The sequence below is a fragment of the Streptomyces macrolidinus genome (assembly GCF_023887685.1).
Taxonomy (GTDB): domain Bacteria; phylum Actinomycetota; class Actinomycetes; order Streptomycetales; family Streptomycetaceae; genus Streptomyces; species Streptomyces macrolidinus.
Genome location: NZ_JAMWMR010000002.1, coordinates 238,342 through 258,782 on the forward strand (window position 1 = coordinate 238,342; position 20,441 = coordinate 258,782).

Sequence of the window (20,441 nt, forward strand, 5' to 3'; positions counted from 1 at the left end):
CCGGACCGGCCCGTACAGAATGATGATAATTCGCACTGAGTGTGAACTTACTGGACGTTCTTGATTTGCCGGTGCGATCATGCGGCGCAATCCGCCAGTCCCCCGCCTGGAAGGAGCCCGCGCGATGCAGGGCGACCCCGAGGTCATCGAATTCCTCAATGAGCAGCTCACCGGCGAGCTGACCGCGATCAACCAGTACTTCCTGCACGCGAAGATGCAGGAGAACTTCGGCTGGTACAAGCTCGCCGAGTACACGCGGCGCGAGTCGTTCGACGAGATGAAGCACGCGGAGGTGCTCACCGACCGCATCCTCTTCCTGGAGGGGCTGCCGAACTACCAGCGGCTGTTCCATGTACGGGTGGGGCAGACGGTCAAGGAGATGTTCGAGGCCGACCGGCAGGTCGAGATCGAGGCGATCGACCGGCTCCGGCGCGGGATCGAGATCATGCGGCAGAAGGGCGACATCACGTCGGCGAACATCTTCGAGTCGATCCTCGAGGACGAGGAGCACCACATCGACTACCTGGACACACAGCTCGAACTGGTCGAGAAGCTCGGGGAGGCGCTCTACCTCGCGCAGGTCATCAAGCAGCCGGACAGCTAGTGCCGCGTCAGGCAACGTTCGCCCCGTCGCGACGCCCGGCACGCTCCCCCAAGCTCTGCGAGCAGGGGGGACCCCCACTCGCCGCACCGGGCGAAAGCCCACGTACATCCAGTACGAGGGCTTCCGCCCGGCACTCCCCCAAGCTCTTCGAGCAGGGGGGACCCCCAGAGAGCACGCACCGGACGCCGCTCCTTGACGGGCAAACATTGCCTGACGCAGCACTAGACCCCGGCCCCGCGCGGGGGCTCAGGCCGCGTCCGCGTCCTTCAGGCCGTCCAGTCGGGCGAGCACCGGCCTGCCCTGGTCCGCCGCCTCGCGGCGCGGGCACGTCCCCCGGCCCAGCAGCGCCTGGATGCGCCGTACGCACGACCCGCAGTCCGTGCCCGCCTTGCACTCCGAGGCGATCTTCCGGGGCGTGCACGCGCCGTTCTCCGCGTGCTGCTTGACCTGTTCCTCGGTGACACCGAAGCAACTGCACACGTACACGCGGATCCACCTCCCGACGGGATTGCTGGGCGCCGTCCCGATCGTTCGGTGAGGCAAACCTAACCTTACCTGCCGTGCCGGAGTTGCAGAAGTGAAGTGGGGCGCGGATCCTGTGATCCGCGCCCCACTCCCGACTGCCGCTGCGGCTACCGGTTCTACTGGTTGCGGTACATCTCGGCGACCAGGAACGCCAGGTCCAGGGACTGGCTGCGGTTCAGCCGCGGGTCGCAGGCCGTCTCGTAGCGCTGGTGCAGATCGTCGACGAAGATCTCGTCGCCGCCGCCCACGCACTCGGTGACGTCGTCGCCCGTCAGCTCCACATGGATGCCGCCGGGGTGCGTGCCCAGTGCCTTGTGGACCTCGAAGAAGCCCTTCACCTCGTCCAGCACGTCGTCGAAGCGGCGGGTCTTGTGCCCGGAGGCCGCCTCGAAGGTGTTGCCGTGCATCGGGTCGGTGACCCAGGCGACGACCGCGCCCGACGCCGTGACCTTCTCCACCAGGTCGGGGAGCCGGTCGCGGATCTTGTCCGCGCCCATCCGGACGATGAAGGTCAGCCGCCCCGGCTCGCGCTCCGGGTCGAGCCGGTCGATGTACTGCAGCGCTTCCTCGGGCGTCGTCGTCGGGCCGAGCTTGACCCCGATGGGGTTGCGGATCTTCGAGACGAACTCGATGTGCGCGCCGTCGAGTTGACGCGTGCGCTCGCCGATCCACACCATGTGCCCGGAGACGTCGTACAGGTTCCCGGTGCGCGAGTCCACGCGGGTGAGCGCCGACTCGTAGTCGAGCAGCAGGGCCTCGTGCGAGGAGAAGAACTCGACGGTCTTGAACTCCTCCGGGTCCGTGCCGCAGGCCCGCATGAAGTTCAGCGCGTTGTCGATCTCCCGCGCGAGCCGCTCGTAGCGCTGCCCGGAGGGCGAGGAGCGGACGAAGTCCTGGTTCCAGGCGTGCACCTGGCGCAGGTCAGCGTAGCCGCCGGTGGTGAAGGCGCGCACGAGGTTGAGCGTCGAGGCGGACGCGTGGTACATCCGCTTCAGGCGCTCGGGGTCCGGGACGCGGGCCTTCTCGGTGAAGTCGAAGCCGTTGACGGAGTCGCCCCGGTAGGTGGGCAGGGTCACGCCGTCGCGGGTCTCGGTCGGCTTGGAGCGCGGCTTGGAGTACTGGCCGGCGATCCGGCCGACCTTCACGACCGGCACCGAGGCCGCGTACGTGAGCACGGCGCCCATCTGGAGCAGGGTCTTGAGCTTGTTGCGGATGTGGTCGGCGGACACACCGTCGAAGGCCTCCGCGCAGTCGCCGCCCTGAAGCAGGAACGCCTCGCCCCGGGCGACGGCTCCCATCCGGGCGCGCAGCTCATCGCACTCGCCCGCGAAGACGAGCGGCGGATACGACTCGAGGTCCGCGATCGCTGCGCGCAGAGCCTCGGGGTCGGGGTACTCGGGCTGCTGCGCCGCGGGCAGGTCTCGCCAGGTGTTGCCAGCGTTCGCGCTGGTCTTAGCGTTCACGGTCACCTCCTCAACATTACGGGGTCGCGTGGGGCGCCCCGGTCACTGCTCATCCAGTGAGACACGTGGCGGCCCCCGGTCCGGGCCGTGGTGCCGCCGGTCCGCTCCACGGTTCTCCCGGCCACGGTCCCTCGGTGGTGTAGGGTCCGGGGCATGTTCGCGCACTCGACCCTCACCCAGAACTGGTGGTGGACCGCTCCTTCGGCGGCCCACTGACTGCGCGTACCCACGACATCGCGAAGGCCGCCCGAGGGGCGGCCTTCGGCGTTTCGCGACCCGGCCGTTCCTCTCCCGCAGACACTCCTCCCGTCCGCACAGAAGGAACACGCCCCCATGAACCTGCTCGATCTGCTGGACGATCCCCGCCCGTTCGCCGTCCTGCGCCGCCGTACGCCCGGCCGCGCCGAGGACACCGTCGAGGTGCTGGTCGGCCCGGTCGACCCGTACGAGCGGCTCGCCGACCTGCCCGAGGAGTGCCTCGCCCTGGTCCCGTTCCGGCAGTTGCGCGAGCGCGGCTTCGACGTCCGCGACGACGGCACGCCGCTGCTGGCGCTGACGCCCGAGGAGTCCTTCGAGATCCCCCTGGAGCGGGCGCTCGACCAGCTCCCGCGGCACGGCGTCCGGGTCGAGGCGGGCGGCTTCGACGTCGCCGACGAGGAGTACGCGCGGATCGTCGGGCGGGTGCTCGAGGAGGAGATCGGCCGGGGCGAGGGCGCGAACTTCGTGATCCGGCGGACCTACGAGGGACACGTCCCGGACTTCGGCCGTGCCGACGCCCTCGCGCTGCTGCGGCGGCTGCTGGTCGGTGAGCGGGGTGCGTACTGGACGTTCGTGGTCCACACCGGGGAAGGAGAAGGGCCCGAAGGGCCTTCCTTGGAAGGGCGGTGGTGGGAGACGGGTGGGCGCACGCTGGTCGGGGCCAGCCCCGAGGTGCATGTGCGGATGTCCGGCGGGACGGTCGTGATGAACCCGATCAGCGGGACCTACCGCTATCCCGCGGGCGGGCCGACGCCCGAGGATCTGCTCGCGTTCCTCGCCGACGGCAAGGAGATCGAGGAGCTGTCGATGGTCGTCGACGAGGAGCTCAAGATGATGTGCACGGTCGGGGACATGGGCGGGGTCGTCGTCGGCCCCCGGCTGAAGGAGATGGCCCATCTCGCGCACACCGAGTACGAGTTGCGCGGCAGGTCCACCCTCGATGTGCGCGAGGTGCTCAAGGAGACCATGTTCGCGGCGACGGTGACCGGCTCGCCGGTGCAGAACGCCTGCCGGGTGATCGAGCGGCACGAGGTCGGGGGCCGCGGCTACTACGCGGGCGCGCTCGCGCTGCTCGGCCGGGACGCCGGGGGCGCGCAGACCCTGGACTCCCCCATCCTCATCCGCACCGCGGATATCGACGCGCGGGGGCGGCTGCGGGTGCCGGTCGGGGCCACTCTCGTCCGGGGCTCGGATCCGGCGGGCGAGGTCGCGGAGACGCATGCCAAGGCGGCCGGGGTGCTGGCGGCACTGGGCGTGCGTCCGGCGCGGCCACGGGCGGAGGGGGCGCGGCCCCGGCTGGCGGACGACCCGCGGGTGCGGGCCGCGCTGGACGGGCGGCGGGCCCGGCTCGCGCCGTTCTGGCTGCGGATGCAGGAGCGCGGCGCGGACCTCACCGGGCACGCCTTCGTCGTGGACGGCGAGGACACGTTCACCGCGATGCTCGCGCACGTCCTCACGTCGTCGGGTCTTGAGGTGACCGTACGGCGCTACGACGCGCCGGGGCTGCGGGAGGCGGTGCTCGCGCACGAGGGCCCGGTGGTCCTCGGCCCGGGACCGGGCAACCCGTCGGACACGGGCGATCCGAAGATGCGGTTCCTGCGGCGGCTGACGGCGGACGTGCTCCGCGGCCACCGGCACGGGGTGCTGGGCGTCTGCCTGGGCCATGAGCTGATCGCGGCCGAACTGGGCCTGGAGATCGTCCGCAAGCGGGTGCCGTACCAGGGCGCGCAGAGCGAGATCGACCTGTTCGGGCGGCGCGAGACCGTCGGCTTCTACAACAGCTTCGTGGCCCACTGCGACGACGAGACGGCGACCGAACTGGCCGCGCACGGGATCGAGGTCAGCCGGGACGACGACGGCGAGGTGCACGCACTGCGCGGCCCCGGCTTCGCGGGCGTCCAGTTCCACCCGGAGTCGGTGCTGTCGGTGGGCGGCGCGACGATCGTACGGGACCTGCTGGCCCGACAGGTCGCGCTCCCGGAGCGACACCGGGCCGGATGACGACCACGTGACGGGGCGCCGGGCAGGCCGTCGCGCAGCAGCAGGACCCGGCCCGGCGCCCGCCGGTACCCGGCGTCAGCCGAAGAAGACTCCGACCTCGGCGTACAGCCGGGGGTCGACCGTCTTCAGTTTGGACGTGGCCTCCGAGAGCGGGACGCGGACGATGTCCGTGCCGCGCAGGGCGACCATCGTGCCGAAGTCGCCGTCGTGGACCGCCTCGATGGCGTGCAGGCCGAAGCGGGTGGCGAGCCAGCGGTCGAAGGCGCTCGGTGTACCGCCGCGCTGGATGTGCCCGAGCACGGTCGTACGGGCCTCCTTGCCCGTGCGCCGCTCGATCTGCTTCGCCAGCCATTCGCCGATGCCCGACAGGCGGACGTGCCCGAAGGAATCCAGCGACTCGTCCTTCAGGACCAGGTCGCCGTCCTTCGGCATCGCGCCCTCGGCCACGACCACGATCGGCGCGTACGACGCCTTGAACCGGGACGTCACCCAGGCGCACACCTGGTCGACGTCGAAGCGCTGCTCTGGGATGAGGATCACGTTCGCCCCGCCGGCCAGCCCCGAGTGCAGCGCGATCCAGCCCGCGTGGCGGCCCATCACCTCGACCACCAGCACCCGCATGTGCGACTCCGCGGTGGTGTGCAGCCGGTCGATCGCCTCGGTGGCGATGTTGACGGCGGTGTCGAAGCCGAAGGTGTAGTCCGTGGCGGACAGGTCGTTGTCGATGGTCTTCGGCACCCCGACGACCTGCACCCCGTACACGTCGGCCAGCCGGGCCGCGACCCCGAGCGTGTCCTCGCCGCCGATCGCCACGAGCGCGTCGATCTCCTCCTTGGCGAGGCTCTCCTTGATCCGGCGGATGCCGTTCTCCTGCTGCAGCGGATTGGTGCGCGAGGAGCCGAGGATGGTGCCGCCGCGCGGCAGGATGCCGCGCACGGCCGCGATGTCGAGCCGGACGGTGTCGCCTTCGAGGGGTCCGCGCCAGCCGTCCCGGAAGCCGGTGAATGCGTACCCGTACTCCTGCACGCCCTTGCGGACGACGCCCCGGATGACGGCGTTGAGCCCGGGGCAGTCGCCGCCTCCGGTCAGTACTCCGACCCGCATGGAAATGTCCCTTCGCCGGGATTGCCTGATGCGGGTCACGCTAATGGCGACACACACTGCCACGTCAGGACACAGAGGGTCAATTTCCGTGAATGGTCGGGTAGTTGACTGTTGCGGACGAGTCGGACTTCACTCGAAGGGGGGCACGGGGCGCAGGGGGTCCCGCTTGACCTCCTGCGGACGCCCGCATGGCCTCACTCCTCGTCCAGTCCCCGTTCGATCGCGTACCGCACGAGTTCCACCCGGTTGTGCAACTGCAGCTTGCCCAGGGTGTTCTGGACGTGGTTCTGCACGGTGCGGTGCGAGATGACCAGGCGCTCGGCGATCTGCTTGTAGCTCAGCCCCTTGGCGACCAGCCGCAGCACCTCGCGCTCGCGCTCGGTCAGCCGCGGCGCCGTGGGCTTGCCGGTGTCCGCGGCGGGGGCCGGTTCCGCGGCGAGACGGCGGTACTCACCGAGGACCAGCCCCGCGAGGCCGGGGGTGAACACCGGGTCACCGGCCGCCGTACGGCGCACCGCGTCGAGGAGTTCCTCCGTGGAGGCCGACTTCAGCAGATAGCCCGTCGCACCGGACTTCACCGCCTCCAGCACGTCCGTGTGCTCACCGCTCGCGGACAGCACCAGGACCCGCAACCCGGGGGCGCCGCCGACGAGTTCCTTGCAGACCTGGACGCCCGGCTTCGCCGGCAGGTTCAGATCCAGGACGAGCACATCGGGCCCGGCGGCCCTGGCGCGGCGCACCGCCTGCTCGCCGTCGCCCGCCGTGGCGACCACGTCGAAGCCGGACTCGGTCAGATCGCGCGCGACGGCGTCGCGCCACATGGGGTGGTCGTCCACCACCATGACCCTGATCGGGGCCTGCCCGCTGCCGCCGCCGGTCGCGTCCTCCTCGTACCCGCCGCCGGGACCCGCGTACGGCCTCGCTCCCGTCATCGCTGTCTACACCCTCCCCCGTGAGGCCCTCGGGTCCTTCACGTCCTTCGGTACCGTCAGTTCCACTTCCGTGCCCTGGCCCGGGACCGAGAAGAACTCGGCCGAACCACCGATGTCGCGCAGCCTGCCGCGGATCGACTGGGCCACCCCCAGCCGCCCCTCGCCCTCGGCCTCCACGAGCCGCCCCTCGGGGATCCCGGGCCCGTCGTCCCGCACGGTCACGACGATCCCGTCCGGCTCGTCCTCGACCAGGATCCAGGCACGGGCGTCCTCCCCGACATGGCGGCGTACGTTGTCCAGCGCGGCCCCGACCGCGGCGGCCAGCTCCCGCGCGGCGGCCGACGCGAGGGGCACCGGAGAGCCGGGCCCGGAGAGCGTCACCAGGTCACCGGCGTACGGGGCGAGCAGCAGGCGCAGGTCCACCGACCCCTCCTCGGGGTCCGGCTCCTCGACCGCGCGGACGACCGCGCCGAGCGTCGCGTCCTCCGACACCCGCGAGGGGGGCACCAGGCCACCCGACACCAGCGTGCGCAGCGCCACCTCCTGCTCCCCGGCCAGCCTCCCCAGCTCCGCGGCCTCCCCGCCGAGCGCGGAGGCGCGCCGCTTCACCATGGCCAGGACCTGGAGCACACCGTCATGGATGTCCCGGGCCAGCCGCTCCCGCTCGCGCGTGGCGGCCTCGATCTCCAGGGCGCGGGCGAGGGTGCGCTCGGAGGCGCGGGCGACCTCGACGACGTAGCCGATCGCGATGGAGGCGACCCAGACGAGGACCACGTTGTGCACGGTGTCGCGGGCCGGGGTGCCGCGCTCGACCAGGTTCGCCACGGCGACCGCGGTGGAGGCGAAGGCCGCCCAGCGCCAGCCGCCCCTGACGGCGTACGCGAGGACGGAACCGGCGGTCCAGACCGAGGGCAGGGTGGGACCGCCCGAGAGGACGCGCTCATGGCTGTCGGCGAGCGGGGTGAGGAGGATGCCGAGGAGCGCGATGGCGAGGTCGACGCCCAGGAACGGCCTGGTGCAGCTCGCGGCGCCCGCCACCTTGGGGAGCGTGGCGAGGGTCCACACGCTCAGCACCCCGTAGTACGCGATGGCCAGCCAGGGCCGGGTGAACTGCCCGTAGGCGGCCGAGAAGAGGCCGATCGCGTAGAGCATCGTCAGGACGCGGTACGCGGTGAGCGCGCGCCACAGCGGCTGCTCGACCGACATCCTGATGACCCGCTCGCGCCTGGCCATGTCCCCCCTCCCCCGCCGTACGGACCGCGCGGCGCCACGGCCGTCGGCCGCTACGAGCCCGTGGACTCCTTCTCCGCCTCCTGCGCCTCCCGCTGCGCGTCCTTCTGCGCCTGTTCGGCCTGCTTCTGCGCCTGCTTCTCGGCCTTCGCGGCCTCCGCGATCTGCCGCTTGGCGACCGAGGCGTAGATGTCGACGTACTCCTGGCCGGAGAGCTTCATGATCTCGTACATGACCTGGTCGGTGAGCGCGCGCAGCACGAACCGGTCGTTCTCCATGCCCTGGTAGCGGCTGAAGTCCATCGGCTTGCCGATCCGGATGCCGGGGCGCATCAGCTTGGGGACGACCTTCCCCGGCGGCTGGATCTTCTCCGTGTCGATCATGGCGATCGGGATCACGGGCGCGCCGGTGGCCAGCGTGACGCGCGCCAGACCGCCGGGCTTGCCCCGGTAGAGGCGGCCGTCGGGCGAGCGGGTGCCCTCGGGGTAGATACCGAACAGCTCGCCGCGCTCCACCACCTCGATGCCGCTCTTGATGGCGGCCTCACCGGCGCCGCGCGCGCCGGAGCGGTCCACGGGGAGCTGGCCCGCGCCCTTGAAGAAGGCGGCCTTCATCCGGCCCTTCACGCCGGGCGTCGTGAAGTACTCGGCCTTCGCAATGAAGGTCACCTTGCGAGGGAGGACCGCGGGCAGGAAGAGCGAGTCCGAGAAGGACAGGTGATTGCTCGCCAATATCGCGGGGCCCTCGGCGGGAATGTTCTCGAGGCCTTCCACCCAGGGCCTGAAGGCGAGCTTCAGCGACCCCCCGATGGTTACCTTCATCGCGCCGTACAACAACCGACTGCCTCCTGTTTCTGTCGAACAGACCTTAACGCGGTCCCCAAGGGAATGAGACCGACGGCCCTGGTCGGTGTCGGTGCCGTCGCGTACCGTGAAGTGTCTGCAATCCCCGTGCCCAGCCCTTTCATGAACAGGAGACCGACGTGCCGGTCCTGCCTGGAGCCGAGCCGTACCGCCATGAGGGCGGGGAGGTCGGCGTCCTTCTCTGCCACGGCTTCACCGGTTCCCCCCAGTCGCTGCGCCCCTGGGCGGAGTATCTCGCGACGCGTGGTCTGACCGTCTCGCTGCCGCTGCTGCCCGGACACGGCACGCGCTGGGAGGACATGCAGATCACGGGCTGGCAGGACTGGTACGCGGAGGTGGACCGCGAGCTGCGCGCGTTGCGCGACCGCTGCTCCCGGGTGTTCGTCTTCGGCCTGTCCATGGGCGGTGCGCTGGCCCTGCGGCTCGCCGCCAAGCACGGGGAGGCGGTGAGCGGCCTCGTCGTCGTCAACCCGGGCAACAAGGTGCACGGCCTCGCGGCCCGCACGCTCCCGGTCTCCCGCCACTTCGTCCGCTCGACGAAGGGGATCACCAGCGACATCGCGAAGCAGGGCAGCGAGGAGGTGGGGTACGACCGGATCCCGCTGCACGCGGCGCACTCCCTGCGCACCTTCTTCCAGTTGGTCGACGGTGACCTGCCCCAGGTCACCCAGCCCCTGCTGCTGCTGCACAGCGCCCAGGACCACGTGGTGCCACCGGCCGACTCGGCCCGGGTCCTGAGCCGGGTCTCCTCGACGGACGTCACGGAGGTCCTGCTGGAACAGAGCTACCACGTGGCGACGTTGGACCATGACGCGGACCGGATCTTCGACGAGAGCTACACGTTCATCGGCCGGCTCGCACCCGGTGTCGAGGAAGGGACGGCCGCAGGTGGCTGAGCACGACTCCGGTCGCGAGGACCGCGAGCCGGACGAGAAGGGCGTGCCCGTCGACGAGGACGCCGTCTGGGCGGCGATCGTCGCGGGGTACGGCGAGGAGCCGCCGGACCCGCCCGGCGCGAAGCCGTTCCGCTCGGTGGAGGACCTGGCGCTGCTGGAGCCGGAGCCGGGCGAGAAGACGGACGACGGGGCGAAGGGCGGGCAGCCGCTGGGCAGTTCGGTCTCCTTCGCCCCCGGCGTGGGAATGGCCGGACCGCGGGACTACACGCCGAAGGAGCCCTCCGACGACGACCTCGACGCGGCCGACGAGGGCCACTTCGTCCCGCCGGAGCCGCCGCCCCTGCCCGCGGCCGACACCACGGCGAAGTTCGCCTGGCTCGGCGTGATCGGCGGCCCGATCCTGCTCCTGGTGGCGGTGCTGCTCGGCTGGGAGATGACCTGGTGGCTGACCCTGCTCGGCATCGGCGGCTTCCTCGGCGGCTTCGTGACGCTGGTGACGCGGATGCGGACGGACGACGAGGACGACGACGATCCGGGACGCGGCGCGGTGGTCTGAGCCGTACGTCCAGTCGCTAGGCGGCCGGGATCTTGAGGGCGGCCAGGACCGGAAGGTGGTCCGTGGCCGCCCTCAGGTCGTTCTCCGTCACTCCCGGATGGCCGATCGGCACCCCGCAGCCGAGGATCTCGATGCCCGGCGTCGCGAAGATCGCGTCGATCCGCTGGTACGGGTCGGACGGCGTCCAGGTGTACTCGGCGCCCCAGGGGGCCTTGGCCCAGGCGTCCTGAAGGTGCCCGGCCAGCTTCTGGAAGGTGGGCCCGTCGGGGCGTTCGTTGAGGTCGCCGCCCACGACGGCGTGCTCCACCCCCATCCCGGCGAGCCGGTCGAGGAGCAGGCCGCCCTGGGTGAACCGCTCCTCGTCCTGGAGCGAGAGATGGCAGCTCACGACGCCGAGCCGGGCGCCGCCGAACCGTACGACCGCGGTCGCGAGACCCCGGCGGTGCAGCCCGGGGGTGAGCGGCAGCAGCACGTCCTCGGTGCGCTCGACCGTGGCGCGCAGCGAACACAGCAGGGCCGGCCCTGCGGCCGTGGCGCCGCCCGAGAGGATCACGAGCCCGGAGGCCGCCGCGAGCCGGGCGAGCTTCTTGCGCCAGCGGAAGAAGCGGGGCGCCTCCTGGACCAGCACCAGGTCCGGCGCGCAGGCGGCGATCACCCGGGCGAGTGCGTCGGTGTCGTCGCGCATCGAGCGGATGTTGTAGCCGAGGACCCGGATGACGGCCGAACCATCGGGCTCGGTACAGGAGTTGGGCAGCGTGAAGGTCGTCACCATGCCGCTCAAGATACGCCGCGACAGCGCGCCGCCCCCGTCCCGACGGCTCGGAGCGGGGGCGGCGCCGTGTCATGGGCTACATGATCGGGTCGGGCTCCCTGGCCAGGTCGGCCGCGCCGACCAGACCGGCCTTGTTGCCGAGCTGGGCGCCGATGACCTCCGCGACCGGACGCCAGTTGCCGCCGACGAGCCAGCGCTTGTACGACTTGCGGATCGGGTCGAGGACCAGTTCGCCCTCGTCCGAGAGACCGCCGCCGACGATGAACGCGGAGGGGTCGAAGAGCGAGGCCAGGTCGGCGAGACCGGCGCCGGCCCAGCGGGCCAGCTCGCGGTAGGAGTCGACGGCGACCGGGTCGCCCTGGCGGGCGGCCATGGAGATGTGCTTGCCCTCGATGCCCTGCGGTGTGCCGTCGCCGAGCGAGAGCAGCAACTGGGCGCTCTCCGGGGTGGCGTTGGCGCGCTGCTTGGCGTAGCGGACGAGGGCGCTGCCCGACGCGTACTGCTCCCAGCAGCCCTGCGAACCGCAGCCGCACAGCAGGCCGTCCGGGACCACCCGGATGTGCCCGAACTCGGCGGCCACGCCGAAGTGGCCGCGGCGGAGCTTGTTCCCGATGATGATCCCGCCGCCGAGGCCGGTGCCCAGCGTGATGCAGATGACGTTGCGGTGGCCCTTGCCCGCGCCGAACTTGTACTCGCCCCAGGCCGCCGCGTTGGCGTCGTTCTCGACGACCACCGGGAGGCCCACGCGGGCCTCGACCTTCTCCTTCAGCGGCTCCTGGCGCCAGTCGATGTTCGGCGCGAAGTAGACCTGGGACCGCTGGCGGTTGACGTACCCGGCGGCTCCGATACCCACGCCGACGATCTCGTGCCCGCTGCGGGCACCCTCGACGGCGGCGGCGATGGCGTCCACGATGCCCTCGGGCGTACCCGGGGTCGGCACCTTGTGGGTCGAGAGGATCTTGCCGTCCTCGTCGACCACACCGGCCGCGATCTTCGTGCCGCCGATGTCGACGCCGATGGTGAGTCCCATCAGTCCTTCTTTCGAGGGAACCACCGGATTCAGCCGGTGGGGGAACGAATCCCGGGGGGTAGGTTGTGCTTCGTCCCTCAAGGGATCGGTTCGGGCTGGACCGCAACCCTCGGGTTGGAAGCCCCCCTCCTTCAGGCGGGGGAGCGGAGTCACGAATCCCTCAGTTTCGGGCGTGAGTCGAGAGCCGAGAGAGCTCCGCTACGGCCCACCGTACCCGAGGGAATCTGCGGTGCCGGGCCGCTCGGGCGGCCCTCCGGCCCCGGTCCACACGTTCTGGTCTAGTCCAGGTCGATGTGCTCCCCGGGGCCTTGCTCCCCGTCTTCGCCGGTGCCCCAGTCCTGGGAAGCACGGTTCGTCCAGCGGCGTTCCTGGGCCTCGACGGCGGAGCGGTAGGCCGCGAGCAGCTCCGATCCGGCCGCGGCGAGATGGTCGAAGACCTCGGGGTGGCGCTCGACGACCGGTTCCACGGCGGCCTTGGCCTGCTCCACCACCTGCTGCACCACCTGCTGGGCCGTGCCCGAGGCGGCGGCGCCCAGCAGCGGGTTCTGCAGGCCGGACAGCTTCTCGCCGACGGCGTCGAGGAGCTTGCGCAACTCCTCGGCGGCCGAGCCGGGCGGCGGGCCGTGCTCGGCGCGACGGCGGGCCTTCTCCGCGGCGAGGTCCTCGGCGCACGCCGTCGCCCAGGCGTCGGCGTGGGTCACCCGCACTTCGTCGGCGGCTTCCTGCTGAGCGGCGTCGGTCCTGGGGCGCTCTTCGCTCATGACGGACTCCTGACTGCGGTTCGTACTCCCGACGTTACCCGAACGGAGGTATCCGCGGTTCACCGTGCGCGGCGCGGCCCTCGTGGAGGTCCTGGGTCACAGCCCGCGCGGCCACACCTGCGGGTCCGGCGTGAAGCGGATGCGCAGCTCGCCCTCGCGCAGGGACGCGCCGGCCACGGTGCAGCGGCGCAGGGCCGACGGGAGCGGGACGATCCGGCGGAACGGTCCGGCGGTCACGACGAGTTCGTCGCCGCGCCGCACCAGGTCCAGTTCCTCGCGTATCGCGCCGGGCAGCGGAAGGTGCCAGACGAGTACGCCCTCCTGCGCGAGCCGGTCGGTGACGGGCCACTCGACCGGGGCGGGCGCCGGGTTGACCGCGGGCGCGGCGAGCCGGGTGAGGTCGTCGGCCCCGCGCGGGTCGCCGCCGAGATGCGGCACGCGGTGGACGTCGTACGCGTCGTGCCACTCCAGCAGGGCCTTGCGCTGCTGGGCGGCGAGGGCCGCGAGCCAGGTGTCCTGGGTGTCGTCGGGCAGGACGCGGTTGGCGACGAGCTTCTCCGTGCCGAGGGCCCGCAGCGCGAGCGCGGTGACGGCGGGCCGTACGGCGTCGGCACCGGCCGGGCCCGGCTCGGCGACCAGCCACACCGTCGTGGCGCGGTCGGCGAGGACGGCCTCGACGGCGGCCAGTTCGACATCCCAGCGGGCTGCGGTCTCGTACAGCCAGTCACCGGGCATCGAGACGCCCGCCAGCCGCCCGAGGACGGGGCGCAGGGCGCGGGCGGCCTGCCGCTCCTGGGGGAGCAGTCGGCGCAGATAGCGGCGCAGCTCCTCGGGGAGGGCGAGCAGCGCGAGCGCTCGCGGGGTGGGGGGCAGGTCGACGACGAGGAGGTCGTACGCCTCCGAGAGCGTGGTGTCGCGCAGGGCGCGCAGCAGGGCCAGTTCCTCGGCGCCGGGCAGCGGGGTGACCTCCTCGGCGTCCAGCGGGACGGCACCGAGGAGGTCGAGCGCGCCGGTCGCGCGTTCCTGGAAGGCGACGAGGTCTTCACGGAAGCGGGCGGTGGCGTCCGGGCGCCAGGCCGTCAGGCCGGGGGCCGCCTCGACGGGCGCGGCGCCGGTGGGGACGCCGAGCGCGGCGCCGAGGGTGTCCGCGCGGTCGGCGCTGAGCACGGCGGTGCGGCTGCCCGCGCGGGCCGCGCGCAGCGCGGTGGCCGCGGCGACGGTAGTGCGGCCCGAGCCGCCGGGGCCGGTGATCAGGATGGTGCGCATGTCGGTGAACGCTACCCGCGCCCTGCCGTGGGGGCCGACCAGGACGTGGCCCCGGTCGGCCGCGGCTACTGCTCCTTCGACTCCACGCGCTTCTTCAGCCCGTCCAGCGCGCGGTCGATGATGACCTTCTCCGCCTTGCGCTTGATCATGCCGAGCATGGGGATCTTGACGTCGACCGTCAGCCGGTAGGTCACCTCGGTGGCGCCCGCGCCCGTCGGCTTCAGCAGGTAGGAGCCGTCCAGGGAGCGCAGCATCTGGGACTTGACGAGGGTCCAGGAGACCTCGTGGTCGCCGGTCCAGGTGTACGCGAGCGTCTGGTCGTCCTTGATCGCGCCCGCGTCCATGACGAGGCGCACCTGCTCGGCGCGGCCCTGCGCGTCGCTCGCGAGGATCTCCGCCTCCTTCACCTCGCCGGTCCAGTCGGGGTAGCGCGCGAAGTCGGCGATCACCCGCATGACGTCGGCCGGGGCCGCCTCGATCGTGATGCTCGAGCTGGTGTGTTCCGCCATCGCCGTGGCTCCTCCAGATGCGGTCCGGTGAGGGTGCGCACGTGCGCACGTGTGTGCAGCGTGAAGGCTACCGCGCAGCCGCCGTGCCGCTTTCACCACTCCAGCGTCCAGGGCCTCCCGCTGCCCGCGAAGTGCCCCACGTTCACACACTCCGTCGCCCCGATCCGCATCCGCCGCACCAGCGGCTGGTGCACATGGCCGAACAGGGAGTACCGGGGCTTCGTCCGCCGGATCGCGTCCAGCAGGGCCCGGCTGCCGCGCTCGAAGCGGCGCGCCACGGTGTCGTAGACCAGCTCGGGTACCTCGGGCGGGATGTGGGTGCACAGCACGTCGACCTCGCCGACCGCCTCGATCTTCGCCGCGTACTCCTCGTCGCTGATCTCGAACGGGGTCCGCATGGGGGTGCGCAGGCCGCCGCCGACGAAGCCGAAGGTCCAGCCGCCGATCTCCACCCGCTCGCCGTCGAGCACCCGCGTCCCGGGTCCGGCGAACTCCTTCCACAGCCCGGGTATGTCGACGTTGCCGTAGGTGGCGTAGGTGGGCGTGGGGAACGCGCCGAACAGCTCCGCGTACTGGCGGCGGACCGCCTCCTCGATCACGGCGGCACGGTCGGAGCCGATACCGGCCCACAGCCCGGCGCCGAACGTCCGCGCCTCCTCGAAGCGGCGGGCGTCGCGCAGCGCGACCAGCCGGTCGGTGTTCTCCCGGCCGAACAGCTCCGGGAAGATCCCGCGCGAGTGGTCGCGGTAGTCGAGGAAGAGGACCAGGTCCCCCAGGCAGATCAGGGCGTCCGCCCCCTCGCCCGCGGTGACCAGGTCCCGCGCGTTGCCATGGACGTCGCTGACCACATGAACGCGCGTGCGCGGATTACCGCCCGGTGTGGGTGCCATAACGATCAAGCGTAGGTGGGGCGCGCGAAGCGGAACAGAGGACGGTCCCATTTCGGCTTACTGGCTCGTCAGAAGGGGTGTGGACTACTGTGCGCGAAGGAACGCCGCCGCATGTGACACGCGGAACATCTCGCCGGGACCCCCTGTCGGAAGGGGCCTACCGAGGGGTAACGTCCGGGCAGTCCGTCATGCCCAGGTCCCATCTTCCCGAGGAGCCCTGAGCACGAGTACGAACCTTGGACCGCACCGTCGCAGCACACAGAGTCGTGGCGTCGGCGCCTTATGAGGAGCAGCAGTCTTGCGCGAGTTCAGCCTTCCGGCCTTGTACGAGGTGCCGACGGACGGGAACCTGACCGACATCGTCCGCCGAAACGCCGCGCAGCACCCCGATGTCGCCGTCATCGCCCGCAAGGTGAACGGCGTCTGGCAGGACCTCACCGCCACCGCCTTCCTCGCCGAGGTGCGGGCCGCCGCCAAGGGACTCATCGCCTCCGGTGTGCAGCCGGGCGACCGGGTGGCCCTCATGTCCCGGACACGCTACGAGTGGACGCTGCTCGACTTCGCGATCTGGAGCGCAGGCGCCGTCACCGTGCCGGTGTACGAGACCAGTTCGCCCGAGCAGGTGCAGTGGATCCTCGGCGACTCGGGCGCGACCGCCTGCATCGTGGAACTGGACACGCACGCGGCGTCCGTCGAGTCCGTACGGGACCGGTTGCCCGCGCTCAAGCACGTCTGGCAGATCGAGGCCGACGGCGTGGCGGAGCTGGGCCGTGCGGGCCAGGACGTCAGCGACGAGACGGTGGAGGAGCGCAGCTCGCTCGCGAAGGCCGACGACCCGGCCACCATCGTCTACACCAGCGGGACCACCGGCCGTCCCAAGGGCTGTGTGCTCACCCACCGCAACTTCTTCGCCGAGTGCGGCAACGTCGTGGAGCGGCTGCGCCCCCTCTTCCGTACCGGCGAGTGCTCCATCCTCCTCTTCCTCCCGCTCGCGCACGTCTTCGGGCGGCTGGTGCAGATCGCGCCGATGATGGCGCCGATCAAGCTGGGCAACCTCCCGGACATCAAGCACCTCACGGACGAACTCGCCACGTTCCGGCCGACGTTGATCCTCGGTGTGCCGCGCGTCTTCGAGAAGGTCTACAACGCGGCGCGCGCCAAGGCGCAGGCGGACGGCAAGGGCAGGATCTTCGACAAGGCGGCGGACACCGCGATCGCCTACAGCCGCGCCAAGGACACCCCCGCCGGGCCGTCCTTCGGCCTGAAGATCAAGCACAAGATCTTCGACAAGCTCGTCTACGGCAAGCTGCGCACGGTGCTGGGCGGCCGGGGTGAGTACGCGATCTCCGGCGGCGCCCCGCTGGGCGAGCGCCTCGGGCACTTCTTCCGCGGCATCGGCTTCACGGTCCTGGAGGGGTACGGCCTGACCGAGTCCTGCGCGGCCACCGCGTTCAACCCCTGGGACCGGCAGAAGATCGGTACGGTCGGGCAGCCGCTGCCGGGTTCCGTGATCCGGATCGCGGACGACGGCGAGGTGCTGCTGCACGGCGAGCACCTGTTCAAGGAGTACTGGAACAACGAGGCCGCGACCGCGGAGGCGCTGGCGGACGGCTGGTTCCACACGGGCGATGTCGGCACCCTCGACGAGGACGGCTATCTCCGGATCACCGGCCGCAAGAAGGAGATCATCGTCACCGCGGGCGGCAAGAACGTCGCCCCGGCCGTGATCGAGGACCGCATCCGGGCGCACGCGCTGGTCCAGGAGTGCATGGTGGTCGGCGACAAGCGGCCCTTCGTGGGCGCGCTGATCACCCTGGACGAGGAGTTCTTCCGCCGCTGGGTGACCGAGCACGGCAAGCCCGCGGGCTCCACCGTCGAGTCGCTGCGCGAGGACCCGGAGCTGAACGCGGTGGTCCAGGAGGCGGTGAACGACGGCAACGCGGCCGTGTCGAAGGCGGAGTCGGTGCGCAAGTTCCGCATCATCCCCACCCAGTTCACCGAGGAGTCGGGGCACATCACGCCGTCCCTGAAGCTCAAGCGCAATGTGGTGGCGAAGGACTTCGCGGAGGAGATCGAGGCCCTCTACCGGAAGTAGACGTCCGAAGCAGACGTCCGAAGTAGAGGTCCGAGGCAGACGTTCAAGGCAGACGTCGTCTACGCGCGAAGAGGTCAGGTACGCGCGCAAGAGGTCCGAACGGACAGCGGCCGGGCGGCGGTACGCCGCCCGGCCCACCTATGTCCGGCCCCCGCGGGGTCCGTTACAGCAGATCCTTCAGCCGCTCCGCCAGCAGGTCCCAGCGCCACCGCTCCTCGACCCACTGTCGGCCCCGCTCGCCCATCCGGCGGCGCAGCCCGGGGTCACCGAGCAGGGTGATGATGCGCTCGGCCGTCTCCTCGACGCTGCCGCCCCGGACGACCCAGCCGGTCTCGCCGTCCAGCACCGCGTCGGGCGCGCCGCCCGAGTCACCGGCGACCACCGGCAGGCCCGTAGCGGACGCCTCCAGGTACACGATGCCGAGGCCTTCGACGTCCAGGCCGCCCCGGCGGGTACGGCACGGCATGGCGAAGACGTCACCCGCCCCGTAGTGCGCGGGCAGCTCCGCCCAGGGGACCGCGCCCGTGAAGCGGACCGCGTCGGCGACCCCCGTCTCGTGGGCGAGCCTGCGCAGCTCCTTCTCGTACGGCCCGCCTCCGACGATCAGCAGGACGGCGTCCGGCTCCTTGCCGCGGATGTGCGGTATCGCGCGGATCAGCGTGTCCTGGCCCTTGCGCGGGACCAGCCGGGAGACGCAGACCACCACGGGCCGGTCGGTGAGCCCCAGCCGTCGGCGGATCTCGGCGCCGCCCGAACCCGGGTGGAAGGTCTTCTCGTCCACCCCCGGCGGCAACTGCACCATCCGCCCGGCCGCCTCGGGCGTCAGCGCGGAGGCAATGCGCGAACGGGTGTACTCGCCGAGGTAGGTGAGCGTGTCGGTCGACTCGCCGATCTTGCGCAACAGGCCGCGCGCGACGGGCAGTTGGGCCCACCCCGCCTCATGGCCGTGGGTGGTCCCCACCAGGCGTTCGGCGCCCGCCCGCCGCAGCGCCGGGGCCATCAGACCGAGCGGCGCCGCCGCCCCGAACCACACCGACGTACAGCCGTGCTCGCGCAGCAGACCCACGGCCCGCCGGGTCGCGCCGGGCGTCGGCAACAGCATCGTCGTACGGTCCCGTACGACCGTGAAGGGCTGCGCGGCGTCGAAGGCGGCGGTGGCCGCGACCCCCTCCCGGCTCCGCTTCCAGGTGGAGGCGTAGACGACGACCTGTTCCGGGTCCAGCCGCAGCGCCATGTTGTGCAGGAACGCCTGGATGCCACCGGGACGTGGGGGGAAGTCGTTCGTTACGATCAAGGTCTTGTGCATCGCCGTCGACAGTACCGAACACGGTGAGCCGCCGTTCTCACAGCTCCGTACGGCCGCGCTTCATGGCCCTCGCACGCTCCTGAGGGGATCATGGCCCCTCACGGCGGAATTACACAGACAAGACGTGCTGAAACAGGGGCTCTGGTGGAAATTTCGAGCACACGGCGGTTCCCGGTCTGGCTGCTCGTCACCTGGGGTGTGACCAGACTGGCCCTGCTGCTCTTCGTCTTCAAGGTGTGGGTCTTCCCCGGCCCGGACGTCACCACCGACGTCTCCGTGATCTACCACGGCTGGTACGAGACCTTGCGCACCGGTTCCTTCCCGCATCACGACGTCACCTGGCAGTACCCGCCCGCCGCCGCACTCGCGATCCTCTCCCCCGCGCTGCTGCCCTTCGCCGACTACGCGCACGCCTTCTTCGACCTGGTCTTCCTCGCCGACCTGGCGGTCTTCTGCCTGCTGCAGTACGCGGGCCTGCGTCCCGGCAGGTCGCTGCGGGGCGCCTGGATGTGGACGGTCGGGGTGGCCCTGCTCGGCCCGACCGTGTACGCGCGCTACGACGTGATGGTGACGGCGGTGGCGGTCGCGGCGCTGCTGGCCGGTACCCGCCACCCCCGGGTGATGGGCGTGCTCGCGGGCTTCGGCGCGATGGTGAAGGTGTGGCCGGTGCTGCTGCTGGCGGGCGCCCTGCGGAGCAAGGCCTGGATCGCGGCGGCGGTGACGGCGGGCGGGCTCGCCGTGGCGTTCGCGCTGACGATGCCCGGTGCCTTCTCCTTCCTGACCTTCCAGCGCGACCGGGGCACGGAGGTCGAGTCGCTCGGTTCGCTGGTCTTCCATGTGGCCCGCCGCTACGGCTGGGAGGGCGAGGTCAGGCTCAACTACGGCTCGGTGGAGTTCCTCGGCCCCTATGTCGACTGGGTCAGCGGGGCCGCCCTCTTCCTGAGCGTGATCGCCTTCGGCTGGCTGCTGCTGTGGCGGCTGCGCGTACGGCACATGACACCGCCCGCGATCGCGGACGCGGCCTTCGTGGCCGTGCTGGTGTTCACGGTCACCAGCCGGGTGATCAGCCCGCAGTACATGGTGTGGCTGGTCGGGCTCGCGGCGGTCTGCCTGTGCTTCCGCGGCAGCCGGATGACGGTGCCCGCCGTGCTGATCCTGGCCGCCTGTCTGGCCACGGTCCTGGAGTTCCCGGTGTACTTCGGCGACGTCGTCGCCAGTGACCCGCTCGGGGTCACCCTCCTCTTCGTCCGCAACGGCCTGCTGGTGGCCGCCACGGTGACCGCCGCCCGCCAGCTCTGGCTGGGCACCGTCACCCAGCCCGCGCCGACCGTGCCGCCCCAGGCCAGCCGCACCCACGAGAGCCTGGCACCCTCCTGACGG

At 71.4% G+C, this 20,441-nt stretch carries 19 protein-coding genes; 6 read left to right on the forward strand and 13 right to left on the reverse strand.

All coding sequences use genetic code 11. The annotated features are described in order from the left end of the window. Positions 1 to 124 precede the first annotated feature (124 nt). Positions 125 to 604, forward strand: coding sequence for a bacterioferritin (gene bfr / locus NGF19_RS03270; RefSeq protein WP_252422007.1), 480 nt, complete (start codon positions 125 to 127; stop codon positions 602 to 604). Positions 605 to 850: 246 nt separating this feature from the next. Here the strand turns inward: bfr and NGF19_RS03275 are convergent, their stop codons facing one another. After that, positions 851 to 1,090: a (2Fe-2S)-binding protein gene (locus NGF19_RS03275; protein WP_252422008.1), complete on the reverse strand. Its 240-nt coding sequence runs from the start codon at positions 1,088 to 1,090 to the stop codon at positions 851 to 853. Positions 1,091 to 1,245: 155 nt separating this feature from the next. After that, on the reverse strand, positions 1,246 to 2,598 hold the full coding sequence (locus tag NGF19_RS03280) for a class II 3-deoxy-7-phosphoheptulonate synthase (RefSeq protein ID WP_252422009.1): 1,353 nt from the start codon (positions 2,596 to 2,598) through the stop codon (positions 1,246 to 1,248). A gap of 327 nt (positions 2,599 to 2,925) precedes the next feature. On the opposite strand from NGF19_RS03280, the gene NGF19_RS03285 reads away from it, so the two are divergent. Further along, positions 2,926 to 4,851: an anthranilate synthase family protein gene (locus NGF19_RS03285; protein ID WP_252422010.1), complete on the forward strand. Its 1,926-nt coding sequence runs from the start codon at positions 2,926 to 2,928 to the stop codon at positions 4,849 to 4,851. 75 nt (positions 4,852 to 4,926) lie between these two features. On the opposite strand, the gene NGF19_RS03290 is transcribed toward NGF19_RS03285, so the two are convergent. From NGF19_RS03290 to NGF19_RS03305, 4 genes are all read right to left on the reverse strand, one after another. Further along, positions 4,927 to 5,955: a 6-phosphofructokinase gene (locus NGF19_RS03290; RefSeq protein ID WP_252422012.1), complete on the reverse strand. Its 1,029-nt coding sequence runs from the start codon at positions 5,953 to 5,955 to the stop codon at positions 4,927 to 4,929. A gap of 194 nt (positions 5,956 to 6,149) precedes the next feature. Beyond that, positions 6,150 to 6,797 carry a response regulator gene (locus tag NGF19_RS03295; protein WP_252422223.1) on the reverse strand — a complete coding sequence of 216 codons (648 nt, stop codon included), beginning with the start codon at positions 6,795 to 6,797 and terminating at the stop codon, positions 6,150 to 6,152. Between the two features lie 96 nt (positions 6,798 to 6,893). After that, a complete protein-coding gene (gene macS, locus NGF19_RS03300) occupies positions 6,894 to 8,120 on the reverse strand; it encodes a MacS family sensor histidine kinase (protein WP_252422014.1) in 1,227 nt (408 codons plus the stop codon). Positions 8,121 to 8,170: 50 nt separating this feature from the next. Continuing rightward, positions 8,171 to 8,950, reverse strand: a complete 780-nt coding sequence (locus NGF19_RS03305) for a lysophospholipid acyltransferase family protein (protein ID WP_252422016.1) — start codon at positions 8,948 to 8,950, stop codon at positions 8,171 to 8,173. 149 nt (positions 8,951 to 9,099) lie between these two features. Here NGF19_RS03305 and NGF19_RS03310 point away from each other — a divergent pair, with 149 nt between their 5' ends. After that, entirely contained in the window at positions 9,100 to 9,876 is a 777-nt protein-coding gene (locus tag NGF19_RS03310) for an alpha/beta hydrolase (protein ID WP_252422018.1), read from the forward strand. Continuing rightward, entirely contained in the window at positions 9,869 to 10,432 is a 564-nt protein-coding gene (locus NGF19_RS03315) for a hypothetical protein (RefSeq protein WP_252422020.1), read from the forward strand. Before NGF19_RS03310 ends, NGF19_RS03315 begins: the two co-directional genes overlap by 8 nt. Positions 10,433 to 10,448: 16 nt before the next feature. Here NGF19_RS03315 and NGF19_RS03320 read toward each other — a convergent pair whose 3' ends face one another. The 6 genes from NGF19_RS03320 to NGF19_RS03345 form a co-directional block, all read right to left on the reverse strand. Beyond that, on the reverse strand, positions 10,449 to 11,204 hold the full coding sequence (locus NGF19_RS03320; protein ID WP_252422022.1) for an endonuclease/exonuclease/phosphatase family protein: 756 nt from the start codon (positions 11,202 to 11,204) through the stop codon (positions 10,449 to 10,451). A gap of 76 nt (positions 11,205 to 11,280) precedes the next feature. After that, complete coding sequence (locus tag NGF19_RS03325) at positions 11,281 to 12,234, reverse strand: ROK family glucokinase (protein WP_252422024.1); 954 nt, start codon at positions 12,232 to 12,234, stop codon at positions 11,281 to 11,283. Positions 12,235 to 12,512: 278 nt separating this feature from the next. Continuing rightward, positions 12,513 to 12,995, reverse strand: a complete 483-nt coding sequence (locus NGF19_RS03330; RefSeq protein ID WP_252422025.1) for a DUF5304 domain-containing protein — start codon at positions 12,993 to 12,995, stop codon at positions 12,513 to 12,515. A gap of 96 nt (positions 12,996 to 13,091) precedes the next feature. Then, on the reverse strand, positions 13,092 to 14,261 hold the full coding sequence (locus tag NGF19_RS03335) for an ArsA family ATPase (protein ID WP_252422026.1): 1,170 nt from the start codon (positions 14,259 to 14,261) through the stop codon (positions 13,092 to 13,094). Between the two features lie 65 nt (positions 14,262 to 14,326). Further along, positions 14,327 to 14,770, reverse strand: coding sequence for an SRPBCC family protein (locus NGF19_RS03340; RefSeq protein ID WP_252422027.1), 444 nt, complete (start codon positions 14,768 to 14,770; stop codon positions 14,327 to 14,329). A 92-nt stretch (positions 14,771 to 14,862) separates the two neighbouring features. Next, positions 14,863 to 15,660, reverse strand: coding sequence for a metallophosphoesterase family protein (locus NGF19_RS03345; protein ID WP_252422028.1), 798 nt, complete (start codon positions 15,658 to 15,660; stop codon positions 14,863 to 14,865). A gap of 298 nt (positions 15,661 to 15,958) precedes the next feature. Between NGF19_RS03345 and NGF19_RS03350 the strand changes: the two genes are divergently transcribed. Continuing rightward, complete coding sequence (locus NGF19_RS03350; protein ID WP_252422029.1) at positions 15,959 to 17,755, forward strand: AMP-dependent synthetase/ligase; 1,797 nt, start codon at positions 15,959 to 15,961, stop codon at positions 17,753 to 17,755. 163 nt (positions 17,756 to 17,918) lie between these two features. Here NGF19_RS03350 and NGF19_RS03355 read toward each other — a convergent pair whose 3' ends face one another. Further along, complete coding sequence (locus NGF19_RS03355; protein WP_252422030.1) at positions 17,919 to 19,061, reverse strand: glycosyltransferase family 4 protein; 1,143 nt, start codon at positions 19,059 to 19,061, stop codon at positions 17,919 to 17,921. A 144-nt stretch (positions 19,062 to 19,205) separates the two neighbouring features. On the opposite strand from NGF19_RS03355, the gene NGF19_RS03360 reads away from it, so the two are divergent. Further along, positions 19,206 to 20,438, forward strand: coding sequence for a glycosyltransferase 87 family protein (locus NGF19_RS03360; protein WP_252422031.1), 1,233 nt, complete (start codon positions 19,206 to 19,208; stop codon positions 20,436 to 20,438). Positions 20,439 to 20,441 lie beyond the last annotated feature (3 nt).